Below are 22,864 nucleotides of genomic sequence, written 5' to 3' on the forward strand. Positions count from 1 at the left end.
GCCTCTGTTATTAGCATACCCGGCTTTAGCCTTCCTGCAGCATTTGCTCCAGCTGCTCTTGCGCCTCCAGCCAGGCCATTTCACACTCTTCCAGACCCGACTTCGCACTGGCCTGCTGCTGCAGGCAGGCGGTTAACTCCGCTTTGCGAGAGATGTCATACAGCTCGCTGTCGCCCAGCAGCTCTTCCGCCTGGGCAAGTTGCGTGTTGAGCTTATCCATCTCTTTTTCAAGGCGGGTAATCTCTTTGCGCAGTGGTTGAGTCAGCGTACGCAGTTCGGCTTCCCGCCGTTTTTGATCTTTGCGGGCCTGGGCGCTGTTACCGGCCTCTTTCGGCGCTTCAGTGCTCTGGCTTTCCTGCTTTTGCGAGTCGCTGAGCCACTGCTGATAATCTTCCAGGTCACCATCAAACGGCTCAACTTTGCCGTCGTGCACCAGATAGAGATCGTCAGTGGTCGAGCGGATCAGATGGCGATCGTGCGATACCACCACCAGCGCGCCTTCGAAATCAATCAGCGCTTCGGTTAAGGCCTGGCGCATATCGAGATCAAGGTGGTTGGTTGGTTCATCAAGCAGCAGCAGGTTAGGGCGCTGCCAGACGATCAGCGCCAGTACCAGTCGTGCTTTTTCACCGCCGGAGAAACGCTGGGTCTCTTCGTTGACCTTATCGCTCTGGAAGCCAAAACCGCCCAGGTAGTCGCGCAGCTTCTGCTCCAGCTCCTGTGGCGCCAGACGAGCCAGGTGCTGCAATGGCGATTCATCAGCGCGCAGGAACTCCAGCTGATGCTGGGCAAAGTAGCCAAGCTTAATACCTTTGGCGAGGCCAATCTCACCGTGCAGCGGCTGGAGCTCACCGGCCAGCAGCTTAATCAGCGTCGATTTACCGGCGCCATTACGGCCTAACAGGCCGATACGGGAACCCGGCACCAGGTTGAGTTTGATGGAGTCCAGAATAATCCGCTCGCCGTATCCGGCGCTGACCTTCTCCATTTTCAACAGGGGATTGGGCAGGCTTTCCGGGGCGCGGAAGCTGAAGTGGAACGGGTTATCGACGTGGGCCGGGGCGATCAGCTCCATCCGCTCCAGCATCTTGATACGGCTCTGTGCCTGCTTGGCTTTAGTGGCCTTGGCACGAAAACGGTCGATATAGCTCTGCAGATGCGCGACGCGCAGCTGCTGGCTTTCGTACATCGACTGCTGCTGCGACAGGCGGGTCGCGCGCTGGATTTCAAACGAGCTGTAGTTGCCGGTGTACTCGAACATGGTTTGTTGTTCGATATGGATGATTTTATCGACGATCGGATCGAGGAAGTCGCGGTCGTGAGAGATCAGAATCAGCGTGCCTGGATAGCCTTTGAGCCATTTTTCCAGCCAGATGACCGCGTCGAGGTCAAGGTGGTTGGTCGGTTCATCGAGCAGCAGTAAATCGGAGCGGCAAATCAGCGCCTGCGCCAGGTTCAGGCGCATACGCCAGCCGCCGGAAAAGTCGCTGACCGGGCTTTCGAGTTGTTCGTTGCTGAACCCCAGCCCGTGCAGCAGGCTGGCGGCGCGGGAGCGAATGGTCCAGGCATCGATGGCATCCAGCTTGCCGTGCACCGTGGCAATGGCGTGGCCGTCGTTCTTCTCGTTGGCGTGATGTAAATCCGCTTCAAGCTGTCGATATTCGCGATCGCCGTCGATAACATAATCAATGGCGGGCTGCGGAAGTGCCGGCGTTTCCTGATTAACCCACGCCAGCTGCCAGCTGCCCGGGAAGGTCATACTGCCGCCGTCGGCGCTAATCTCGTTTTTCAAAAGCGATAGCAGCGTGGATTTCCCGCAGCCGTTTTTGCCCACCAGACCGACTTTCTGGCCAGGGTTGATGGTGGCGGTGGCGTTGTCCAGCAGGACTCGTACGCCGCGACGAATTTGTAACGAGGAGAAAACAATCATAAGGCGCCGTATGTTCTGACTATGTTAGTTTGTCATTATGATAATGTAATGTGGTAGCAAATAGCTCCACCGGGCCGCAATGGTAGCCCAAAACGAAGACGATAGACAAAGTCATTCTGGTTGCGTCGGGACGCAGCCATGTTAGAGGCCGCCAAAAGACATTCGGGAGGGGAATGATGTCTCAGACAGCGAAGGTTTTGCTGCTGTATGCCCACCCAGAATCCCAGGATTCCGTGGCCAACCGGGTTTTGCTTGAACCGGCTTTACAGTTGCCTAATGTCACCGTGCACGATCTTTATGCGCACTACCCCGATTTTTTTATCGATATTGCCCATGAGCAGGATCTCCTGCGCCAACATGAGGTGATTGTGTTCCAGCATCCGCTATACACCTGGAGCTGCCCGGCCTTACTGAAGGAGTGGCTGGACAGGGTTCTGAGCCGCGGCTTTGCCAGCGGTGCCGGAGGAAACCAGCTCGCGGGAAAGTACTGGCGCAGCGTGATCACCACCGGTGAGCCAGAGAGTGCCTACCGACGTGATGCAAACCGCTATCCGATGAACGATATTCTGCGGCCGTTTGAGCTAACGGCCGGCATGTGTCGCATGCACTGGATGAGTCCGATTATTGTCTACTGGGCTCGCCGGCAGTCACCCGACGATCTGAAAAGTCATGCCCGTGCCTACCGTGACTGGCTGGCCAATCCCATTACGGCAGGAGGAATTTATGGCGGGAGCTGATTTGCTGTTAGCCGGCGTCTTATTTCTGTTTTCTGCCGTGGTTGCGGTACCGCTGGCCGCCAGGCTCGGTATCGGTGCGGTCTTAGGCTATCTGCTGGCCGGTATTGCGATCGGCCCGTGGGGGCTGGGATTCATCAGTGATGTTGATGAGATCCTCCATTTCTCCGAACTGGGCGTGGTGTTCCTGATGTTTATCATCGGGTTGGAACTGAATCCGTCCAAACTCTGGCGCTTACGCAGTTCGATCTTTGGCGTGGGGGCGGCGCAGGTGCTGCTCAGCGCGGGTATTCTTGGCGGCCTGCTGGTGCTGACGGGGTTCTCCTGGCAAGCGGCGGTGGTCGGGGGTATTGGGCTGGCCATGTCGTCCACGGCGATGGCGCTGCAGCTGATGCGCGAAAAGGGGATGAGCCGGAGCGAATCCGGGCAGCTGGGTTTTTCGGTATTGCTGTTTCAGGATCTGGCGGTGATCCCCGCGCTGGCCCTGGTACCGCTGCTGGCGGGGCCCGGCGATGACCATTTTGACTGGTTTACGATCGGGATGAAGGTGCTGGCTTTCGGCGGCATGCTGATTGGCGGCCGCTTTTTGCTGAGGCCAGTCTTCCGCTTTATTGCCGGCTCCGGCGTGCGCGAAGTGTTCACCGCCGCGACGCTGTTGTTGGTGCTGGGGTCAGCCCTGTTTATGGATGCCCTGGGCCTGTCGATGGCGCTCGGCACCTTTATTGCCGGCGTGCTGCTGGCCGAGAGCGAATATCGCCATGAGCTGGAGATCGCTATCGAGCCGTTTAAAGGACTTTTGCTCGGTTTGTTTTTTATCTCCGTGGGGATGGCGCTGAATCTTGGCGTGCTGTACACCCATTTGCTGTGGGTGGTGGCAAGCGTCGCCGTGCTGGTGGCGGTAAAAAGTCTGGTGTTGTATATCCTGGCAAGAGTGTATGGCCTGCGCAGCTCGGAACGGATGCAGTTTGCCGGTGTGCTGAGCCAGGGGGGAGAGTTTGCCTTTGTACTGTTCTCGCTGCCGGCTTCGCTACGTCTGTTTGAAAACGATCAGATGGCGCTGCTGTTGGTGACGGTTACATTGTCGATGATGACCACGCCGCTCCTGATGACCCTGGTCGATAGCGTGCTCTCCCGGCGTTTTAATCAGTCGGAAGAAGAAGATGAGGCACCGTGGGTTGAAGATGATAAACCGCAGGTCATTATCGTCGGCTTTGGCCGTTTCGGGCAGGTCATAGGCCGCTTACTCATGGCCAACAAAATGCGTATTACCGTGCTGGAGCGTGATATCAGCGCGGTTAACCTGATGCGGAAATATGGTTACAAGGTCTATTTTGGCGACGCAACCCAGCTGGAATTACTGCGCTCGGCAGGGGCTGAAGCGGCACAATCGATCGTGATCACCTGCAATGAGCCGGAAGATACCATGAAGCTGGTTGAGATGTGCCAACAGCACTTTCCGCATCTCAATATTCTGGCGCGAGCACGGGGCCGCGTTGAGGCGCATGAGCTGCTGCAGGCCGGGGTAGTGCAGTTTTCACGTGAGACCTTTTCTAGCGCCCTGGAGCTGGGGCGCAAAGCGCTGATTAGCGTCGGCATGCATCCGCACCAGGCACAACGTGCGCAACTGCACTTTCGGCGTCTGGATATGCGAATGCTGCGCGAGTTAATGCCGGTAAATACTGATACGCTGCAGATATCACGCGTGCGGGAAGCGCGCCGGGAGCTGGAGGAGATTTTCCAGCGTGAGATGCAGAAAGAGAGCAGACAGCTTGATGGCTGGGATGAGTTTGAATAAAGGGTCAATAAAAGATGGCTGTACGTAAACGTTTTATTGCTGGCGCAAAATGTCCAACGTGCCAGGCTCAGGATTCACTGGCGATGTGGCGTGAAAATAATGTCGATATTGTTGAGTGTGTTAAGTGTGGACACCAGATGCGTGAGGCGGATAAAGAGGCAAAAGAGCATGTCCGCAAAGATGAACAGGTGATTGGCATTTTTCATCCGGACTAGCGTTATCGCTCGCCTTTTTTTAAGCTAGAGGGTACACGGCTGCAGAATTCCGTTACAATCTGCGCCACTATTCTTCCCATGCTCAGGAGCAATCATGAAAGTAGCAAAAGACCTGGTGGTCAGCCTGGCCTATCAGGTACGTACAGAAGACGGTGTGTTGGTTGATGAGTCTCCGGTGAGCGCACCGCTGGACTACCTGCATGGTCACGGTTCCCTGATCTCCGGCCTGGAAAATGCGCTGGATGGTCATGAAGTGGGCGACAAATTTGACGTAGAAGTCGGCGCGAACGACGCGTACGGCCAGTACGACGAAAACCTGGTTCAGCGTGTTCCTAAAGACGTCTTCATGGGCGTTGATGAACTGCAGGTCGGGATGCGTTTCCTGGCTGAAACCGACCAGGGTCCGGTACCGGTTGAAATCACCGAAGTTGATGACGAGCACGTTGTGGTTGATGGTAACCACATGCTGGCAGGCCAGAACCTGAAGTTCAACGTTGAAGTGGTTGCGATTCGCGAAGCGACGGCAGAAGAGCTGGAACACGGTCACGTACACGGTGCTCACGGCCACGATCATGACCACGATCATGATGGTTGCTGCGGCGGTCACGGCCACGATCACGACCACGGTCATGAACATGGCAAAGGTGGTTGCGGTAACGGCGGTTGCGGCTGCCACTAATACCAAACGTCTTTCAAGCGCAGGTGCGTTGGTTTCGCTGTTAACCCCGGCACGTCGGGTGTACTCAGGTTACCGCCATACTGTGACTAGAAATTCTTCAGGTATTCAATCCGGTAGCAACAATGCTACCGGATATAGAAAGCGGGGAAACCCGCTTTTTTTACGTCTCAATAATGTGGAGGAGGCGTTTCTTCGGCCTGTGACGCGATGTGCGATGACTGGGTGGCTTTCAGTTTTTCGACCATCAGACGCATATGCTCACGCATTTTCGCCATCTCGATCTCATGGGCGGTAACGGTCTTGTTGAGGTCTTCAAGGGTGATTTCCTGAAATGCCAGCCGGCTTTCCAACTCCGCCAGGCGAGTCTCCAGTGTACTATCGTGCATGAGTTACCCCTTTTGTCGGATTTCGCGGGCGGATTCTACTGAATTTTCATCAGTTGTGCAGCAACCTGGCGTAAGGCAGGAAACTAATTTATACAAAAATAGTCTGAAAACGGGTGATATTCAGGAACGACTGTATGTAGATTTATCCTGCAACGTTCTATAGTACCTCTTTTGCATTTTACGATAACCCTGGGGTGAGATGCCCCGGCCCTGGAGAAATGGATGAAATCACTGTTTAAAGTAACGCTGCTGGCGACCACAATGGCTGTCGCCCTGAATGCACCGCTGACCTTTGCGGCTGATACTGCTGCGAAGGCGGCACCTGCGACGGATAGCAAAGCGGCATTTAAAAATGACGATCAAAAATCTGCTTATGCGCTGGGTGCATCACTGGGACGTTACATGGAAAACTCCCTGAAAGAACAAGAAAAACTGGGCATCAAGCTGGATAAAGATCAGCTGATCGCCGGTGTTCAGGACGCGTTTGCCAACAAGAGTAAACTGTCCGATCAAGAGATCGAGCAGACACTGCAGACTTTCGAAACTCGCGTAAAAACTGCTGCTCAGCAGAAAATGGAAAAAGACGCGACTGAGAACGACGCGAAAGGCAAAGCCTACCGTGATACCTTCGCGAAAGAGAAGGGCGTGAAAACTTCTAAATCTGGCCTGCTGTATAAAGTTGAGAAAGAAGGTACCGGTGACGCACCGAAAGACAGCGATACCGTTGTCGTGAACTACAAAGGTACGCTGATCGACGGTAAAGAGTTCGATAACTCTTATACCCGTGGTGAGCCGCTGTCCTTCCGTCTGGACGGCGTGATCCCGGGCTGGACTGAAGGCCTGAAAAATATCAAGAAAGGCGGCAAAATCCAGCTGGTCATCCCACCGGATCTGGCTTACGGCAAAACAGGCGTACCGGGTATTCCGGCAAACTCCACTCTGGTATTTGACGTAGAACTGCTGGATATCAAGCCAGCACCGAAAGCGGATGCTAAGCCTGAAGCAGCGGCTGACGCAGCGGCAGCAGCACCGGCTGCAGACGCGAAGAAGTAATCTGGTTTAAGCCGCCGCCCTCAAAGGCGGCGGCTTTTTTATTTGGGGCGGATATAATTAAAACTGGAAAGTGCCTCAAGCGCTGTATTACTTTAGATAGCTTAATAATGATGATGAGCCTGCCCTGACGAGCTACACTTCATCCTTCAAGCTGCATCTACGTTGGCCGCACTCGCTAATTTCGGTGACCATCGGAGTTTGCTCTGGGAATCATAAGAGGCATCAAGTCTCTTACTGAACCAGCTTCTGGCTGGTCAAATTCGTTGCTGATGAGTTTGTCCTGGACCTGTGCCTCAACGCACCTTGAATGATTTGGTGTAAAAAATGACAGGCTCCTGAAAAGGAGTGCTTTTTTTCATGTCCAGGTCGCTTTTAACCAACGAAACCAGTGAGCTTGACCTGCTGGATCAACGTCCTTTCGACCAGACCGACTTCGATATCCTCAAATCCTATGAAGCGGTGGTGGACGGGTTAGCGATGCTCATTGGTTCCCATTGTGAGATCGTGCTGCATTCCCTACAGGATTTGAAATGCTCCGCTATCCGCATCGCCAACGGTGAACATACCGGTCGCCAAATCGGCTCGCCTATTACCGACCTCGCGCTGCGTATGCTGCACGATATGACGGGTGCCGATAGCAGCGTTTCCAAATGTTACTTTACGCGGGCCAAAAGTGGCGTCCTGATGAAGTCTGTCACGATTGCTATCCGCAACCGTGAGCATCGGGTTATTGGTCTGCTGTGCATCAACATGAACCTGGACGTGCCGTTCTCCCAGATCATGAGCACCTTTATTCCGCCGGAAACGCCGGAGGTCAACTCTCAGGTGAACTTTGCATCGTCTGTTGATGACCTGGTTGCACAAACGCTTGAATTCACGATTGAAGAAGTCAATGCGGACCGCAATGTGTCCAACAATGCCAAAAATCGCCAGATTGTCCTGAACCTCTATGAGAAAGGGATCTTTGATATCAAAGATGCCATTAACCAGGTCGCCGATCGGCTCAATATTTCCAAACATACGGTCTACCTCTACATTCGCCAGTTTAAGAGCGGCGATTTCCAGGGGCTGGATAAGTAATGCGTTTTGCCATTACGGTGACAGGGCCAGCCTACGGTACACAACAGGCCAGCAGTGCCTGGCAGTTTGCTCAGGCGGTTCTGCAAGAGGGCCATGAACTGGCCTGCATTTTTTTCTATCGTGAAGGCGTCTATAACGCTAACCAACTGACGGCGCCTGCTAGCGATGAGTTTGACCTGGTGCGCGCATGGCAACGTCTGCATGATGAACATGCGGTTGCTTTACACATTTGCGTCGCGGCAGCGCTGCGTCGTGGTGTAACCGATGAACGGGAAGCTCAGCAACTGGGCTTACCGGGCCATAATCTGCAGCCAGGGTTTACGTTGAGTGGCCTTGGGGCGCTGGCAGAAGCGTCATTAACCTGCGATCGGATGGTGCAGTTCTGATGAAACGCGTGGCCTTTGTTTTTTCTTCCGCGCCTCACGGCTCAGCTTCCGGCAGAGAAGGCCTGGATGCGCTGCTGGCGACCTCTGCATTAACCGATGAGCTGGGCGTTTTCTTTGTTGGCGACGGCGTCTTTCAGCTGTTACCGGGTCAAACGCCGTCAGCGGTGCTTGCCCGCGACTATATCGCCACTTTTAAGCTGCTGTCATTGTATGACATTGACGCCTGCTGGCTATGCGCGGCTTCCGCGCGTGAACGCGGTCTTGATGCAACCACGCCGTGGATTGTCGATGCTGAATGGCTTGAACCCGAAGCGTTACGCGCCCGGCTCGATGATTTCAACGTGATTCTGCGGTTTTGAGGTTCCGATGCTCCACACCTTAAGCGTTTCTCCCTGGCATGCCGATATCACTACCATGCTCCGTTTGATGAACGCGGGGGATGACCTGCTGCTGCTATCAGATGGTGTCACTGCCGCCATCGCCGGTGGTCGCTTCCTTGAAATGCTGCAGTCTGCCCCCATAACCATTCATGCTCTGCAAGATGACATCGATGCCCGCGGGCTGGCTGGTCAAATTTCAGACAGTGTCGTCAGGGTTGGCTATACTGATTTCGTCAGAATGTCGCTCAAACATCCTGGGCAACTGGCCTGGTAATGACGGGATTGTTGTATATTTCTTGACACCTTTTCGGCACCGCCCTAAAATTCTGCGTCCTCATATTATATGAGGCGATTTATTACGTGTTTACGAAGCAAAAGCTAAAACCAGGAGCTATTTAATGGCAACAATTAACCAGCTGGTACGCAAACCACGCGCACGCAAAGTTGCAAAGAGCAACGTGCCTGCACTGGAAGCCTGCCCGCAGAAACGTGGCGTATGTACTCGTGTATATACCACCACTCCTAAAAAACCGAACTCCGCACTGCGTAAAGTTTGCCGTGTTCGTCTGACTAACGGTTTCGAAGTCACCTCCTACATCGGTGGTGAAGGTCACAACCTGCAGGAACACTCCGTGATCCTGATCCGTGGCGGTCGTGTTAAAGACCTTCCGGGTGTTCGTTACCACACCGTTCGTGGTGCGCTTGACTGCTCCGGCGTTAAAGACCGTAAGCAAGCTCGCTCCAAGTATGGCGTGAAGCGTCCTAAGGCTTAATGGTTCTCCGTTAAGTAAGGCCAAACGTTTTATATTAATGTCAAACTAAACTCTTTGAGTTTTGGACAATCCTGAATTAACAACGGAGTATTTCCATGCCACGTCGTCGCGTCATTGGTCAGCGTAAAATCCTTCCAGATCCTAAGTTCGGATCAGAACTGCTGGCAAAATTTGTCAACATCCTGATGGTAGATGGTAAAAAATCTACTGCAGAAGCAATCGTATACAGCGCGCTGGAGACCCTGGCTCAGCGTTCTGGTAAAAATGAACTGGAAGCTTTCGAAGTCGCTCTGGACAACGTCCGTCCGACCGTCGAAGTTAAGTCCCGCCGTGTAGGTGGTTCTACTTATCAGGTTCCAGTTGAAGTCCGTCCGGTTCGTCGTAATGCCCTGGCAATGCGTTGGATCGTAGAAGCTGCTCGTAAACGTGGTGATAAATCCATGGCTCTGCGTCTGGCGAACGAACTTTCTGATGCTGCAGACAACAAAGGTACTGCAGTTAAGAAACGTGAAGACGTTCACCGTATGGCAGAAGCCAACAAGGCGTTCGCACACTACCGTTGGTAATCCCTTCGGAGTCATAGTCACCAGGCGGGCGCTTCAGGTAAGTCGCCCGTACTGGATAACTTAACTGAACGCCTAAAGAAACAAACGAGGAATCAAATGGCTCGTACAACACCCATCGCACGCTACCGTAACATCGGTATCAGTGCGCACATCGACGCCGGTAAAACCACTACTACCGAACGTATTCTGTTCTACACCGGTGTAAACCACAAAATCGGTGAAGTTCACGACGGCGCAGCAACCATGGACTGGATGGAGCAGGAGCAGGAGCGTGGTATCACCATCACCTCCGCAGCGACTACTGCATTCTGGTCTGGTATGGCTAAGCAGTATGAACCGCATCGCGTTAACATCATCGACACCCCGGGGCACGTTGACTTCACTATCGAAGTAGAACGTTCCATGCGTGTGCTTGATGGTGCAGTAATGGTTTACTGCGCAGTTGGTGGTGTTCAGCCGCAGTCTGAAACCGTATGGCGTCAGGCAAACAAATATAAAGTTCCGCGCATTGCGTTCGTTAACAAAATGGACCGCATGGGTGCGAACTTCCTGAAAGTTGTTGGTCAGATCAAATCCCGTCTGGGCGCGACTCCGGTCCCGCTGCAGCTGGCAATTGGTGCTGAAGAAGGTTTCACCGGTGTTGTTGACCTGGTGAAAATGAAAGCCATCAACTGGAACGAAGAAGACGCAGGCGTTACCTTCACTTATGAAGATATCCCGGCTGACATGCAGGAACTGGCTGACGAATGGCACCAGAACCTGATCGAGTCCGCTGCTGAAGCTTCAGAAGAGCTGATGGAGAAATACCTGGGTGGTGAAGAACTGACTGAAGAAGAGATCAAAAAAGCTCTGCGTCAGCGTGTTCTGAACAACGAAATCATCCTGGTAACCTGTGGTTCTGCGTTCAAGAACAAAGGTGTTCAGGCGATGCTGGATGCGGTAATTGATTACCTGCCATCCCCGGTTGATGTACCTGCGATCAACGGTATTCTGGACGACGGTAAAGATACTCCGGCTGAGCGTCACGCTAGCGATGAAGAGCCGTTTGCTGCTCTGGCATTTAAAATTGCTACCGACCCGTTCGTGGGTAACCTGACCTTCTTCCGCGTTTACTCCGGTGTGGTTAACTCTGGTGATACCATCCTGAACTCCGTGAAATCTGCACGTGAGCGTTTCGGTCGTATCGTACAGATGCACGCTAACAAACGTGAAGAAATCAAAGAAGTTCGCGCGGGCGATATCGCTGCTGCTATCGGTCTGAAAGACGTAACTACCGGTGACACCCTGTGTAACCCGGATGCGCCGATCATTCTGGAGCGTATGGAATTCCCAGAGCCGGTAATCTCCATCGCTGTTGAACCGAAAACCAAAGCTGACCAGGAAAAAATGGGTCTGGCTCTGGGCCGTCTGGCTAAAGAAGACCCGTCGTTCCGCGTATGGACTGACGAAGAATCTAACCAGACCATTATCGCCGGTATGGGTGAACTGCACCTCGACATCATCGTTGACCGTATGAAGCGTGAATTCAACGTTGAAGCGAACGTCGGTAAACCTCAGGTTGCTTACCGCGAAGCGATTCGCTCTAAAGTTACCGATATCGAAGGTAAACATGCTAAGCAGTCTGGTGGTCGCGGTCAGTATGGTCACGTTGTGATCGACATGTACCCACTGGAGCCGGGCTCAAATCCGAAAGGATACGAGTTCATCAACGACATCAAAGGTGGTGTAATTCCTGGCGAATACATCCCGGCCGTTGATAAAGGCATCCAGGAACAGCTGAAAGCTGGTCCGCTGGCAGGTTACCCGGTAGTTGATCTCGGTGTGCGTCTGCACTTCGGTTCTTACCATGACGTTGACTCCTCTGAGCTGGCGTTTAAACTGGCTGCTTCTATTGCCTTCAAAGATGGCTTTAAGAAAGCGAAACCAGTTCTGCTTGAGCCGATCATGAAGGTTGAAGTAGAGACTCCGGAAGAGAACACTGGTGATGTCATCGGTGACCTTAGCCGTCGTCGTGGTCAGCTGAAAGGCCAGGAATCTAACGCTACTGGCGTACAGATTCATGCTGAAGTTCCGCTGTCTGAAATGTTCGGATATGCAACTCAGCTGCGTTCCCTGACCAAAGGTCGTGCATCTTACTCCATGGAATTCCTGAAGTATGATGACGCACCGAACAACGTTGCTCAGGCCGTAATTGAAGCCCGTGGTAAATAAGCCGTAGGGTTAAAACCAAAATCCCGTGCTCTCTCCTGATGGGGAGAGCACTATAGTAAGGAATATAGCCGTGTCTAAAGAAAAATTTGAACGTACAAAACCGCACGTCAACGTCGGTACTATCGGCCACGTTGACCATGGTAAAACTACTCTGACCGCTGCAATCACTACCGTTCTGGCTAAAACCTACGGTGGTTCTGCTCGTGCATTCGACCAGATCGATAACGCACCGGAAGAAAAAGCTCGTGGTATCACCATCAACACTTCCCACGTTGAATATGACACCCCGACTCGCCACTACGCACACGTAGACTGCCCGGGCCACGCCGACTATGTTAAAAACATGATCACCGGTGCTGCTCAGATGGATGGCGCGATCCTGGTTGTTGCTGCGACTGACGGCCCGATGCCGCAGACTCGTGAGCACATCCTGCTGGGTCGTCAGGTAGGCGTTCCTTACATCATCGTGTTCCTGAACAAATGCGACATGGTTGATGACGAAGAGCTGCTGGAACTGGTTGAAATGGAAGTTCGTGAACTTCTGTCTCAGTACGACTTCCCGGGCGACGACACTCCGATCATCCGTGGTTCTGCTCTGAAAGCGCTGGAAGGCGAAGCTGAGTGGGAAGCTAAGATCGTTGAGCTGGCTGGCTACCTGGATTCTTACATCCCGGAACCAGAGCGTGCGATTGATAAGCCGTTCCTGCTGCCGATCGAAGACGTATTCTCCATCTCCGGCCGTGGTACTGTTGTTACCGGTCGTGTAGAGCGCGGTATCGTTAAAGTTGGCGAAGAAGTTGAAATCGTTGGTATCAAAGAGACTGCTAAGTCTACCTGTACTGGCGTTGAAATGTTCCGCAAACTGCTGGACGAAGGCCGTGCTGGTGAGAACGTTGGTGTTCTGCTGCGTGGTATCAAACGTGAAGAAATCGAACGTGGTCAGGTACTGGCTAAGCCGGGTTCTATCAAGCCGCACACCAAATTCGAATCTGAAGTGTACATCCTGTCCAAAGATGAAGGCGGCCGTCATACTCCGTTCTTCAAAGGCTACCGTCCGCAGTTCTACTTCCGTACAACTGACGTGACTGGTACCATCGAACTGCCGGAAGGCGTAGAGATGGTCATGCCGGGCGACAACATCAAAATGGTTGTTACCCTGATTCACCCGATCGCGATGGACGATGGTCTGCGTTTCGCAATCCGTGAAGGCGGCCGTACTGTTGGTGCGGGCGTTGTAGCTAAAGTTCTGGGCTAATTTATTAGTTCTGAATTAAAAAGGGCGCTTCGGCGCCCTTTTTGCTGTCTGTCATTTACGGTGACAGTAAAGATGTTGCTTGATTAAAACGTGCTTCACTCTCGGTATTTCAACAATAGTCTATTGTAATTATAACTATTCTCATTTACACTTTTGATCATAAATTGAACGGGAGTCGGTATGTACGTTTGTTTGTGTAATGGTGTAAACGATAAAAAAATTCGTCAGGCCGTACGTCAATTTCATCCTCAGTCTTTTCAGCAACTGCGTAAATTCATTCCTGTGGGAAATCAATGCGGTAAGTGCGTCCGCGCGGCCCGCGAGATTATGGAAGATGAATTAACCCGCATGCCTGAATACCAGGAGATCGCTTAAGCACTCCGGCTTTTCTTTGACATCTATATAGCCCGAACTACGCTTCAATAAGTGGAAGCGGAGGGACTATATAATGAAAGGTGATGTCAAAATCATAAGTTATCTCAATAAATTATTGGGTAATGAGCTTGTCGCAATAAATCAGTACTTTCTTCATGCCAGAATGTTCAAGAACTGGGGCCTGATGCGTCTCAATGATGTTGAATATCATGAGTCCATAGATGAAATGAAACACGCTGATAAATACATCGAGCGGATTTTGTTTCTTGAAGGCATTCCAAATCTGCAGGATCTCGGAAGACTGGGCATCGGTGAAGATGTCGAGGAGATGTTGCAATCTGATTTAAGGCTGGAGCTTGAAGGCGCAAAAGATCTGCGTGAGGCGATCGCCTATGCTGATAGCGTTCATGACTATGTTAGTCGCGACATGCTGATCGAAATTCTTACCGATGAGGAAGGCCATATTGACTGGCTGGAAACCGAGCTAGATCTTATCGGTAAAATCGGGCTGCCGAACTACCTCCAGTCGCAGATCAAAGTGGCTGACTAACTCGCGTTTACCATCCACACCAAAAACCCGCTGCAGCCAAAAAAGGGCCAAATGGCAGCGGGTTGTTTAATGACCCCAGCGTTTTACCCGACAGCATCAAAACCAACCATCCGCCACAGGCAAGAAGTGAGGCCATAAAGATCAATTGTGGCAACAGTTCCCAGCCATGCCATGCGCCAAGGGCTGCCAGAAATTTGACGTCCCCATAGCCTAATCCTTCATAACCGCGAATCCCGCGATAAAGCCAGTAGATCAAGGCGAAGGCGAGATAGCCCGCGATGGCACCTGCAACGGCTTGTTCCAGTTTCATTGGGGCATGGCAAAGATAATAGAGCAGACCACACCAGAGCAGGGGACAGGTCAGACGGTCAGGAAGTAACCCATCCCGTAAATCATACCAGCACAGTGCGAGCGTAAAACTGCTATAGACAAGTAAGAAGGGGAGCGTCATCGATTCATTGCCCTGGCTGCGGAGTTGTAACCCAGAGTCTGGGAGAAAGGGTGGCCAGTGGCAAAAGACAGAGCTGATATTCTCGAGCGGTATTCTGATGTTTTGACCTTATTTCAGGGTGTTGCAGTGCCTGACCAGGCAGGTACGCAAAAATGATTGCTGATTTTGTATGCAGTACTTGCGTAAGGCCGGAATTTGCGTATAATGCGCGGGCCTGTCAAAATTGGCAGGCTGGTTCGATATGAACCCTGATAGAGCAGTTAGCTATCAAACAATGTTCCCAATCGGGGAACTATGTAAGAACGGTTACACTCTCCCATCAATCGTAATGGGTATGAGGAGTAATCATTTCGTCTATAAATAATTGGAGCTCTGGTCTCATGCAGAACCAAAGAATCCGTATCCGTCTTAAAGCGTTTGATCATCGTCTGATCGATCAATCAACCGCGGAAATCGTCGAGACTGCCAAGCGCACTGGTGCGCAGGTTCGTGGTCCGATCCCGCTGCCGACCCGCAAAGAGCGCTTTACCGTTCTGATCTCTCCGCACGTCAACAAAGATGCGCGTGATCAGTACGAAATTCGCACTCACAAGCGTCTGGTTGACATCGTTGAGCCAACTGAGAAAACCGTTGATGCTCTGATGCGTCTGGATCTGGCTGCCGGTGTAGACGTGCAGATCAGCCTGGGTTAATCAGGTCATCGAGCGATTGAGAGGTTGAAACAATGATTGGTTTAGTCGGTAAAAAAGTGGGCATGACCCGCATCTTCACTGAAGATGGCGTATCTATCCCAGTAACCGTAATCGAAGTTGAAGCAAACCGTGTTGCACAGGTCAAAGACCTGGCTAACGATGGTTACCGCGCAATTCAGGTTACCACCGGTGCTAAAAAAGCTAACCGTGTAACCAAGCCGGAAGCTGGTCACTTCGCTAAAGCTGGCGTAGAAGCTGGCCGTGGTCTGTGGGAATTCCGTCTTGCTGACGGCGAAGAATTCACCGTAGGTCAGAGCATTAGCGTAGAACTGTTTGCTGACGTTAAAAAAGTTGACGTAACCGGTACCTCTAAAGGTAAAGGTTTCGCCGGTACCGTTAAGCGCTGGAACTTCCGTACCCAGGACGCTACTCACGGTAACTCCTTGTCTCACCGCGTTCCGGGTTCTATCGGTCAGAACCAGACTCCGGGCAAAGTGTTCAAAGGCAAGAAAATGGCAGGTCAGCTGGGTAATGAGCGTGTCACCGTTCAGAGCCTGGACGTAGTACGTGTTGACGCTGAGCGCAACCTGCTGCTGGTTAAAGGTGCTGTCCCGGGTGCAACCGGTAGCGACCTGATCGTTAAACCAGCTGTGAAGGCGTGAGGAGATAGCAATGGAATTAGTATTGAAAGACGCGCAGAGCGCGCTGACTGTTTCCGAAACTACCTTCGGTCGTGATTTCAACGAAGCGCTGGTACACCAGGTTGTTGTTGCTTATGCAGCTGGTGCTCGTCAGGGTACTCGTGCTCAGAAGACTCGTGCTGAAGTAACTGGTTCAGGCAAAAAGCCGTGGCGCCAGAAAGGTACCGGCCGTGCGCGTTCAGGTTCTATCAAGAGCCCGATCTGGCGTTCCGGTGGCGTGACCTTCGCTGCTCGCCCGCAGGACCACAGTCAAAAAGTTAACAAAAAGATGTACCGCGGCGCGCTGAAAAGCATTCTGTCCGAACTGGTACGTCAGGATCGTCTGATCGTTGTCGAGAAGTTCTCTGTTGAAGCGCCTAAAACTAAGCTGCTGGCACAGAAACTGAAAGACATGGCTCTGGAAGATGTGCTGATCATCACCGGTGAGCTGGACGAGAACCTGTTCCTGGCTGCGCGCAACCTGCACAAGGTTGACGTACGCGATGCAACTGGTATCGACCCGGTTAGCCTGATCGCCTTCGACAAAGTCGTAATGACTGCTGATGCTGTTAAGCAAGTTGAGGAGATGCTGGCATGATTCGTGAAGAACGTCTGCTGAAGGTGCTGCGTGCACCGCACGTTTCTGAAAAAGCGTCTGCTGCGATGGAAAAAACAAACACCATCGTTCTCAAAGTTGCTAAAGACGCGACTAAAGCAGAAATCAAAGCTGCTGTGCAGAAACTGTTTGAAGTCGAAGTCGAAGTCGTTAACACCCTGGTAGTTAAAGGGAAAGTTAAACGTCACGGACAGCGTATCGGTCGTCGTAGCGACTGGAAAAAAGCTTACGTCACCCTGAAAGAAGGCCAGAATCTGGACTTCGTTGGCGGCGCTGAGTAAGTCGGAGGAGTAATACAATGGCAGTTGTTAAATGTAAACCGACATCTCCGGGTCGTCGCCACGTTGTTAAAGTGGTTAACCCTGAGCTGCACAAGGGCAAACCTTTTGCTCCGTTGCTGGAAAAAAACAGCAAATCCGGTGGTCGTAACAACAATGGCCGTATCACCACCCGTCATATCGGTGGTGGCCACAAGCAGGCTTACCGTATTGTTGACTTCAAACGCAACAAAGATGGTATCCCGGCAGTTGTTGAGCGTCTTGAGTACGATCCGAACCGTTCCGCGAACATCGCGCTGGTTCTGTACAAAGATGGCGAACGCCGTTACATCCTGGCCCCTAAAGGCCTGAAAGCTGGCGACCAGATTCAGTCTGGCGTTGATGCTGCAATCAAAGCAGGTAACACCCTGCCGATGCGCAATATCCCGGTTGGTTCTACCGTTCATAACGTAGAAATGAAACCTGGTAAAGGCGGTCAGCTGGCACGTTCCGCTGGTACTTACGTTCAGATCGTTGCTCGTGATGGTGCTTATGTCACCCTGCGTCTGCGTTCTGGTGAAATGCGTAAAGTCGAAGCAGACTGCCGCGCTACTCTGGGCGAAGTTGGCAATGCTGAGCATATGCTGCGCGTTCTGGGTAAAGCAGGTGCTGCACGCTGGCGTGGTGTTCGTCCTACCGTTCGCGGTACTGCGATGAACCCAGTCGACCACCCACATGGTGGTGGTGAAGGTCGTAACTTTGGTAAGCACCCGGTATCCCCGTGGGGCCTGCAGACCAAAGGTAAGAAGACCCGCAGCAACAAGCGTACTGATAAATTCATCGTACGTCGCCGTAGCAAATAATATTAGAGGATAAGCCATGCCACGTTCTCTCAAGAAAGGTCCTTTTATTGACCTGCACTTGCTGAAGAAGGTAGAGAAAGCGGTGGAAAGCGGAGACAAGAAGCCCCTGCGCACTTGGTCCCGTCGTTCAACGATCTTTCCTAACATGATCGGTTTGACCATCGCTGTCCATAATGGTCGTCAGCACGTTCCAGTTTTTGTTTCCGACGAAATGGTTGGTCACAAACTGGGTGAATTCGCACCGACTCGTACTTATCGCGGCCATGCTGCTGATAAAAAAGCGAAGAAGAAATAAGGTAGGAGGAAGAGATGGAAACTTTAGCTCAACATCGCCATGCTCGTTCTTCTGCTCAGAAGGTTCGCCTTGTAGCTGACCTGATTCGCGGTAAGAAAGTGTCGCAGGCCCTGGATATTCTGACCTACACCAACAAGAAAGCTGCTGTATTGGTCAAGAAGGTACTGGAATCTGCCATTGCTAACGCTGAACACAACGATGGCGCTGACATTGACGATCTGAAAGTTGCGAAAATTTTCGTAGATGAAGGCCCGAGCATGAAGCGCATTATGCCGCGTGCGAAAGGTCGTGCAGATCGCATCCTGAAGCGCACCAGCCACATCACTGTGGTTGTGTCCGATCGCTGAGACTCTGGAGACTAGCAATGGGTCAGAAAGTACATCCTAATGGTATTCGCCTGGGTATTGTCAAACCATGGAACTCTACCTGGTTCGCGAACACCAAAGAATTCGCTGACAACCTGGACAGCGATTTTAAAGTACGTCAGTTCCTGACTAAAGAACTGGCTAAAGCGTCCGTATCTCGTATCGTTATCGAGCGTCCGGCTAAGAGCATCCGTGTGACCATTCACACTGCTCGCCCGGGCATCGTTATCGGTAAGAAAGGCGAAGACGTAGAAAAACTGCGCAAGGTCGTAGCGGATATCGCTGGCGTTCCTGCACAGATCAATATCGCCGAAGTTCGTAAGCCAGAACTGGACGCTAAATTGGTTGCTGACAGCATCACTTCTCAGCTGGAACGTCGTGTTATGTTCCGTCGTGCTATGAAGCGTGCTGTACAGAACGCAATGCGTCTGGGCGCTAAAGGTATCAAAGTTGAAGTTAGCGGCCGTCTGGGCGGCGCGGAAATCGCACGTACCGAATGGTACCGTGAAGGTCGCGTACCGCTGCACACTCTGCGTGCTGACATCGACTACAACACCTCTGAAGCGCGTACCACTTACGGTATTATCGGCGTTAAGGTATGGATCTTCAAAGGCGAGATCCTGGGTGGTATGGCTGCTGTTGAACAACCGGAACCGGCTGCTCAACCTAAAAAGCAGCAGCGTAAAGGCCGTAAATAAGGAGCGTCGCTGATGTTACAACCAAAGCGTACAAAATTCCGTAAAGTGCACAAAGGCCGCAACCGTGGTCTGGCGCAGGGTACGGATGTTAGCTTCGGCACTTTCGGTCTGAAAGCTGTTGGCCGTGGTCGTCTGACTGCACGTCAGATCGAAGCAGCACGTCGTGCTATGACCCGTGCAGTTAAGCGTCAAGGTAAGATCTGGATCCGTGTATTCCCGGACAAACCGATCACCGAGAAGCCGCTGGAAGTTCGTATGGGTAAAGGTAAAGGTAACGTGGAGTATTGGGTTGCCTTGATTCAGCCGGGTAAAGTCCTGTATGAAATGGACGGTGTTCCGGAAGAGCTGGCCCGTGAAGCCTTCGGCCTGGCAGCAGCGAAACTGCCTATCAAAACCACCTTTGTAACTAAGACGGTGATGTAATGAAAGCAAAAGAGCTGCGTGAAAAAAGCGTTGAAGAGCTGAACGCTGAGCTGCTGAACCTGCTGCGTGAGCAGTTCAACCTGCGTATGCAGGCTGCAAGTGGCCAGCTGCAACAGACTCACCTGCTGAAGCAAGTGCGTCGTGATGTTGCGCGCGTTAAGACTTTACTGACTGAGAAGGCGGATGCGTAATGACCGATAAAATCCGTACTCTGCAAGGTCGTGTTGTTAGCAATAAAATGGAGAAATCCATCGTTGTTGCTATCGAACGTTTTGTGAAACACCCGATCTACGGTAAATTCATCAAGCGTACGACCAAACTGCACGTACATGACGAGAACAACGAATGCGGTATCGGTGACGTGGTCGAAATCCACGAATGCCGTCCGCTGTCCAAGACTAAGTCCTGGACGCTGGTTCGCGTTGTAGAGAAAGCAGTTCTGTAATAGAGCTGTGTTCTCAACGGATAAACGGCTCAGCGATGAGCCGTTTATTTTTTCTACCCATATCCGATTTCCGGTGTTATAATGCCGCGCCCTCGATATGGGGATATTTATTGGCCCGATTTTGGGTCTCAGTAGTAGTTGACATTAGCGGAGCACTAAAATGATCCAAGAACAGACTATGCTGAACGTCGCCGACAACTCCGGTGCACGTCGCGTAATGTGTATCAAGGTTCTGGGTGGCTCGCACCGTCGCTACGCAGGCGTAGGCGACATCATCAAGATCACCATCAAGGAAGCAATTCCGCGTGGTAAGGTCAAAAAGGGTGATGTGCTGAAGGCGGTAGTGGTGCGCACCAGGAAGGGTGTTCGTCGCCCGGACGGTTCTGTCATTCGCTTTGATGGTAATGCATGCGTTATTCTGAACAATAACAGCGAGCAGCCCATCGGTACGCGTATTTTTGGGCCGGTAACTCGTGAGCTTCGTACCGAGAAGTTCATGAAAATTATCTCTCTGGCACCAGAAGTACTCTAAGGAGCGAATCATGGCAGCGAAAATCCGTCGTGATGACGAAGTTATCGTGTTAACCGGTAAAGATAAAGGTAAACGCGGTAAAGTTAAGAATGTCTTGTCTTCCGGCAAGCTCATTGTTGAAGGTATCAACCTGGTTAAGAAACATCAGAAGCCGGTTCCGGCCCTGAACCAACCAGGTGGCATCGTTGAAAAAGAAGCTGCAATTCAGGTTTCTAACGTTGCACTCTTCAATGCGGCAACCGGCAAGGCTGACCGTGTAGGCTTTAGATTCGAAGACGGCAAAAAAGTCCGTTTCTTCAAATCTAACAGCGAAACTATCAAGTAATTTGGAGTAGTACGATGGCGAAACTGCATGATTACTACAAAGACGAAGTAGTTGGTAAACTCATGACTGAGTTTAACTACAATTCTGTCATGCAAGTCCCTCGGGTCGAGAAGATCACCCTGAACATGGGTGTTGGTGAAGCGATCGCTGACAAGAAACTGCTGGATAATGCAGCAGCAGATCTGACAGCAATCTCCGGTCAAAAGCCGTTGATCACCAAAGCACGCAAATCAGTTGCAGGCTTCAAAATCCGTCAGGGCTATCCGATCGGCTGTAAAGTAACCCTGCGTGGCGAACGCATGTGGGAGTTCTTTGAGCGCCTGATCACTATTGCTGTACCGCGTATCCGTGACTTCCGTGGCCTGTCCGCTAAGTCATTCGATGGTCGTGGTAACTACAGCATGGGTGTCCGTGAGCAGATCATCTTCCCAGAAATCGACTACGATAAAGTCGACCGCGTTCGTGGTTTGGATATTACCATTACCACTACTGCGAAATCTGATGAAGAAGGCCGCGCTCTGCTGGCTGCCTTTGACTTCCCGTTCCGCAAGTAAGGTAGGGTTACTTAATGGCTAAGCAATCAATGAAAGCACGCGAAGTAAAGCGCGTGGCTTTAGCTGATAAATTCTTCGCTAAACGCGCTGAACTGAAAGCTATCATCTCTGATGTGAACGCAACCGACGAAGATCGTTGGAATGCTGTTCTCAAGCTGCAGACTCTGCCGCGTGATTCCAGCCCGTCTCGTCAGCGTAACCGCTGCCGTCAAACAGGTCGTCCGCATGGTTTCCTGCGGAAGTTCGGGTTGAGCCGTATCAAGGTCCGTGAAGCCGCTATGCGCGGTGAAATCCCGGGTCTGAAAAAGGCTAGCTGGTAATTGTCACCAATTGAATCACGGGAGTAAAGACAGATGAGCATGCAAGATCCGATCGCGGATATGCTGACCCGTATCCGTAACGGTCAGGCCGCGAATAAAGCTGCGGTCACCATGCCTTCCTCCAAGCTGAAAGTGGCAATTGCCAACGTGCTGAAGGAAGAAGGCTTTATTGAAGATTTTAAAGTTGAAGGCGACATCAAGCCGGAACTGGAACTGACTCTTAAGTATTTCCAGGGTAAAGCTGTTGTAGAAAGCATTCAGCGTGTCAGCCGCCCAGGTCTGCGCATCTACAAACGTAAAGATGAGCTGCCGAAAGTTATGGCGGGTCTGGGTATCGCAGTTATTTCTACCTCTAAAGGTGTTATGACTGATCGTGCAGCGCGCCAAGCTGGTCTTGGTGGCGAAATTATCTGCTACGTAGCCTAATCGGAGGAAAAAATGTCTCGTGTTGCTAAAGCACCGGTCGTTGTTCCTGCCGGCGTTGATGTAAAAATCAACGGTCAGGTTATTACGATCAAAGGTAAGAATGGCGAGCTGACTCGTACTCTCAACGATGCTGTTGAAGTTAAACATGCAGATAATGCACTGACTTTCGGTCCGCGTGATGGTTTCGCAGACGGTTGGGCTCAGGCTGGTACCGCGCGTGCCCTGCTTAACTCAGTAGTTATCGGTGTTACCGAAGGCTTCACTAAAAAGCTTCAGCTTGTTGGTGTAGGTTATCGTGCAGCGGTCAAAGGGGATGTAGTAAACCTGGCTTTAGGTTTCTCACACCCAGTTGAACATAAACTGCCGGCCGGTATCACTGCAGAATGTCCGACTCAAACTGAAATCGTGCTGAAAGGCGCTGATAAGCAGGTGATCGGCCAGGTTGCAGCAGATCTGCGCGCCTACCGTCGTCCTGAGCCTTATAAAGGCAAGGGTGTTCGTTACGCCGACGAAGTCGTGCGTACCAAAGAGGCTAAGAAGAAGTAAGGTAACAC

At 51.9% G+C, this 22,864-nt stretch carries 35 protein-coding genes; 32 read left to right on the forward strand and 3 right to left on the reverse strand.

Translation table 11 applies throughout. The features are described from left to right. Positions 1–25 precede the first annotated feature (25 nt). Positions 26–1,930, reverse strand: coding sequence for an ABC transporter ATP-binding protein (locus ACMYSP_RS14585; RefSeq protein ID WP_434582750.1), 1,905 nt, complete (start codon positions 1,928–1,930; stop codon positions 26–28). A 173-nt stretch (positions 1,931–2,103) separates the two neighbouring features. Here ACMYSP_RS14585 and kefG point away from each other — a divergent pair, with 173 nt between their 5' ends. The 4 genes from kefG to slyD all read left to right on the forward strand — a co-directional run bounded on the left by kefG (position 2,104) and on the right by slyD (position 5,353). Beyond that, positions 2,104–2,667, forward strand: a complete 564-nt coding sequence (gene kefG, locus ACMYSP_RS14590; RefSeq protein ID WP_434582751.1) for a glutathione-regulated potassium-efflux system ancillary protein KefG — start codon at positions 2,104–2,106, stop codon at positions 2,665–2,667. Further along, on the forward strand, positions 2,654–4,459 hold the full coding sequence (gene kefB / locus ACMYSP_RS14595; protein WP_434582752.1) for a glutathione-regulated potassium-efflux system protein KefB: 1,806 nt from the start codon (positions 2,654–2,656) through the stop codon (positions 4,457–4,459). Before kefG ends, kefB begins: the two co-directional genes overlap by 14 nt. Positions 4,460–4,473: 14 nt before the next feature. After that, positions 4,474–4,674: a YheV family putative zinc ribbon protein gene (locus tag ACMYSP_RS14600; protein WP_123757364.1), complete on the forward strand. Its 201-nt coding sequence runs from the start codon at positions 4,474–4,476 to the stop codon at positions 4,672–4,674. A 94-nt stretch (positions 4,675–4,768) separates the two neighbouring features. Then, a complete protein-coding gene (slyD, locus tag ACMYSP_RS14605; RefSeq protein WP_123757365.1) occupies positions 4,769–5,353 on the forward strand; it encodes a peptidylprolyl isomerase in 585 nt (194 codons plus the stop codon). Positions 5,354–5,520: 167 nt separating this feature from the next. Here slyD and ACMYSP_RS14610 read toward each other — a convergent pair whose 3' ends face one another. Continuing rightward, a complete protein-coding gene (locus tag ACMYSP_RS14610) occupies positions 5,521–5,739 on the reverse strand; it encodes a protein SlyX (RefSeq protein ID WP_434582753.1) in 219 nt (72 codons plus the stop codon). A gap of 222 nt (positions 5,740–5,961) precedes the next feature. Between ACMYSP_RS14610 and fkpA the strand changes: the two genes are divergently transcribed. The 11 genes from fkpA to bfr all read left to right on the forward strand — a co-directional run bounded on the left by fkpA (position 5,962) and on the right by bfr (position 14,368). After that, positions 5,962–6,792: an FKBP-type peptidyl-prolyl cis-trans isomerase gene (gene fkpA / locus ACMYSP_RS14615; protein WP_434582754.1), complete on the forward strand. Its 831-nt coding sequence runs from the start codon at positions 5,962–5,964 to the stop codon at positions 6,790–6,792. 357 nt (positions 6,793–7,149) lie between these two features. Then, positions 7,150–7,872 carry a helix-turn-helix transcriptional regulator gene (locus ACMYSP_RS14620; RefSeq protein WP_004868391.1) on the forward strand — a complete coding sequence of 241 codons (723 nt, stop codon included), beginning with the start codon at positions 7,150–7,152 and terminating at the stop codon, positions 7,870–7,872. After that, the gene (tusD, locus tag ACMYSP_RS14625; protein ID WP_123757368.1) at positions 7,872–8,258 is read left to right on the forward strand and encodes a sulfurtransferase complex subunit TusD; all 387 of its coding nucleotides are present in this window, start codon (positions 7,872–7,874) and stop codon (positions 8,256–8,258) included. Before ACMYSP_RS14620 ends, tusD begins: the two co-directional genes overlap by 1 nt. Continuing rightward, the gene (gene tusC / locus ACMYSP_RS14630) at positions 8,258–8,617 is read left to right on the forward strand and encodes a sulfurtransferase complex subunit TusC (RefSeq protein WP_434582755.1); all 360 of its coding nucleotides are present in this window, start codon (positions 8,258–8,260) and stop codon (positions 8,615–8,617) included. The genes tusD and tusC overlap by 1 nt, the downstream gene beginning before the upstream one ends. Positions 8,618–8,624: 7 nt before the next feature. Beyond that, positions 8,625–8,912 (forward strand): sulfurtransferase complex subunit TusB, encoded by a 288-nt coding sequence (gene tusB, locus ACMYSP_RS14635; protein ID WP_434582756.1) that lies wholly within the window; start codon positions 8,625–8,627, stop codon positions 8,910–8,912. Between the two features lie 124 nt (positions 8,913–9,036). Continuing rightward, complete coding sequence (gene rpsL, locus ACMYSP_RS14640; protein ID WP_002920115.1) at positions 9,037–9,411, forward strand: 30S ribosomal protein S12; 375 nt, start codon at positions 9,037–9,039, stop codon at positions 9,409–9,411. Between the two features lie 95 nt (positions 9,412–9,506). Further along, entirely contained in the window at positions 9,507–9,977 is a 471-nt protein-coding gene (gene rpsG / locus ACMYSP_RS14645; protein WP_004106370.1) for a 30S ribosomal protein S7, read from the forward strand. A 96-nt stretch (positions 9,978–10,073) separates the two neighbouring features. After that, on the forward strand, positions 10,074–12,188 hold the full coding sequence (gene fusA, locus ACMYSP_RS14650; RefSeq protein WP_434582758.1) for an elongation factor G: 2,115 nt from the start codon (positions 10,074–10,076) through the stop codon (positions 12,186–12,188). A 70-nt stretch (positions 12,189–12,258) separates the two neighbouring features. Beyond that, entirely contained in the window at positions 12,259–13,443 is a 1,185-nt protein-coding gene (gene tuf / locus ACMYSP_RS14655; protein ID WP_187042350.1) for an elongation factor Tu, read from the forward strand. A gap of 180 nt (positions 13,444–13,623) precedes the next feature. Further along, positions 13,624–13,818: a bacterioferritin-associated ferredoxin gene (bfd, locus tag ACMYSP_RS14660; protein ID WP_004106366.1), complete on the forward strand. Its 195-nt coding sequence runs from the start codon at positions 13,624–13,626 to the stop codon at positions 13,816–13,818. A gap of 73 nt (positions 13,819–13,891) precedes the next feature. Then, complete coding sequence (gene bfr, locus ACMYSP_RS14665; protein ID WP_434582759.1) at positions 13,892–14,368, forward strand: bacterioferritin; 477 nt, start codon at positions 13,892–13,894, stop codon at positions 14,366–14,368. A 7-nt stretch (positions 14,369–14,375) separates the two neighbouring features. On the opposite strand, the gene ACMYSP_RS14670 is transcribed toward bfr, so the two are convergent. After that, entirely contained in the window at positions 14,376–14,819 is a 444-nt protein-coding gene (locus ACMYSP_RS14670; RefSeq protein ID WP_434582760.1) for a prepilin peptidase, read from the reverse strand. Between the two features lie 380 nt (positions 14,820–15,199). Between ACMYSP_RS14670 and rpsJ the strand changes: the two genes are divergently transcribed. The 17 genes from rpsJ to rplF all read left to right on the forward strand — a co-directional run bounded on the left by rpsJ (position 15,200) and on the right by rplF (position 22,856). Continuing rightward, the gene (gene rpsJ / locus ACMYSP_RS14675) at positions 15,200–15,511 is read left to right on the forward strand and encodes a 30S ribosomal protein S10 (protein ID WP_001181005.1); all 312 of its coding nucleotides are present in this window, start codon (positions 15,200–15,202) and stop codon (positions 15,509–15,511) included. A 32-nt stretch (positions 15,512–15,543) separates the two neighbouring features. Continuing rightward, positions 15,544–16,173 (forward strand): 50S ribosomal protein L3, encoded by a 630-nt coding sequence (gene rplC / locus ACMYSP_RS14680; protein ID WP_004868374.1) that lies wholly within the window; start codon positions 15,544–15,546, stop codon positions 16,171–16,173. Positions 16,174–16,183: 10 nt separating this feature from the next. Beyond that, a complete protein-coding gene (gene rplD / locus ACMYSP_RS14685; protein ID WP_000424395.1) occupies positions 16,184–16,789 on the forward strand; it encodes a 50S ribosomal protein L4 in 606 nt (201 codons plus the stop codon). Beyond that, entirely contained in the window at positions 16,786–17,088 is a 303-nt protein-coding gene (rplW, locus tag ACMYSP_RS14690; protein ID WP_004868363.1) for a 50S ribosomal protein L23, read from the forward strand. Before rplD ends, rplW begins: the two co-directional genes overlap by 4 nt. A gap of 17 nt (positions 17,089–17,105) precedes the next feature. Then, complete coding sequence (gene rplB / locus ACMYSP_RS14695) at positions 17,106–17,927, forward strand: 50S ribosomal protein L2 (RefSeq protein ID WP_002919786.1); 822 nt, start codon at positions 17,106–17,108, stop codon at positions 17,925–17,927. 16 nt (positions 17,928–17,943) lie between these two features. Next, positions 17,944–18,222 (forward strand): 30S ribosomal protein S19, encoded by a 279-nt coding sequence (gene rpsS / locus ACMYSP_RS14700; RefSeq protein ID WP_001138115.1) that lies wholly within the window; start codon positions 17,944–17,946, stop codon positions 18,220–18,222. Positions 18,223–18,236: 14 nt separating this feature from the next. Next, positions 18,237–18,569 (forward strand): 50S ribosomal protein L22, encoded by a 333-nt coding sequence (rplV, locus tag ACMYSP_RS14705; RefSeq protein WP_002919773.1) that lies wholly within the window; start codon positions 18,237–18,239, stop codon positions 18,567–18,569. Between the two features lie 17 nt (positions 18,570–18,586). After that, positions 18,587–19,285 (forward strand): 30S ribosomal protein S3, encoded by a 699-nt coding sequence (gene rpsC, locus ACMYSP_RS14710; protein ID WP_123753635.1) that lies wholly within the window; start codon positions 18,587–18,589, stop codon positions 19,283–19,285. A gap of 12 nt (positions 19,286–19,297) precedes the next feature. Further along, on the forward strand, positions 19,298–19,708 hold the full coding sequence (gene rplP, locus ACMYSP_RS14715) for a 50S ribosomal protein L16 (protein ID WP_002919759.1): 411 nt from the start codon (positions 19,298–19,300) through the stop codon (positions 19,706–19,708). Beyond that, a complete protein-coding gene (rpmC, locus tag ACMYSP_RS14720) occupies positions 19,708–19,899 on the forward strand; it encodes a 50S ribosomal protein L29 (RefSeq protein WP_123753634.1) in 192 nt (63 codons plus the stop codon). The genes rplP and rpmC overlap by 1 nt, the downstream gene beginning before the upstream one ends. After that, positions 19,899–20,153 (forward strand): 30S ribosomal protein S17, encoded by a 255-nt coding sequence (gene rpsQ / locus ACMYSP_RS14725; RefSeq protein ID WP_004868357.1) that lies wholly within the window; start codon positions 19,899–19,901, stop codon positions 20,151–20,153. Before rpmC ends, rpsQ begins: the two co-directional genes overlap by 1 nt. Before the next feature lie 160 nt (positions 20,154–20,313). Continuing rightward, positions 20,314–20,685, forward strand: coding sequence for a 50S ribosomal protein L14 (gene rplN, locus ACMYSP_RS14730; RefSeq protein ID WP_004160583.1), 372 nt, complete (start codon positions 20,314–20,316; stop codon positions 20,683–20,685). Positions 20,686–20,695: 10 nt separating this feature from the next. Continuing rightward, positions 20,696–21,010: a 50S ribosomal protein L24 gene (gene rplX / locus ACMYSP_RS14735; RefSeq protein ID WP_041142967.1), complete on the forward strand. Its 315-nt coding sequence runs from the start codon at positions 20,696–20,698 to the stop codon at positions 21,008–21,010. Between the two features lie 14 nt (positions 21,011–21,024). Then, positions 21,025–21,564, forward strand: a complete 540-nt coding sequence (rplE, locus tag ACMYSP_RS14740; protein ID WP_041142966.1) for a 50S ribosomal protein L5 — start codon at positions 21,025–21,027, stop codon at positions 21,562–21,564. A gap of 14 nt (positions 21,565–21,578) precedes the next feature. Further along, positions 21,579–21,884, forward strand: a complete 306-nt coding sequence (gene rpsN / locus ACMYSP_RS14745; protein WP_002919667.1) for a 30S ribosomal protein S14 — start codon at positions 21,579–21,581, stop codon at positions 21,882–21,884. Positions 21,885–21,917: 33 nt separating this feature from the next. Further along, the gene (rpsH, locus tag ACMYSP_RS14750) at positions 21,918–22,310 is read left to right on the forward strand and encodes a 30S ribosomal protein S8 (RefSeq protein WP_004106343.1); all 393 of its coding nucleotides are present in this window, start codon (positions 21,918–21,920) and stop codon (positions 22,308–22,310) included. Positions 22,311–22,322: 12 nt separating this feature from the next. After that, entirely contained in the window at positions 22,323–22,856 is a 534-nt protein-coding gene (gene rplF / locus ACMYSP_RS14755; protein WP_041142965.1) for a 50S ribosomal protein L6, read from the forward strand. Positions 22,857–22,864 lie beyond the last annotated feature (8 nt).

The organism is Klebsiella sp. R390 (genome assembly GCF_051131745.1).
Taxonomy (GTDB): domain Bacteria; phylum Pseudomonadota; class Gammaproteobacteria; order Enterobacterales; family Enterobacteriaceae; genus Klebsiella.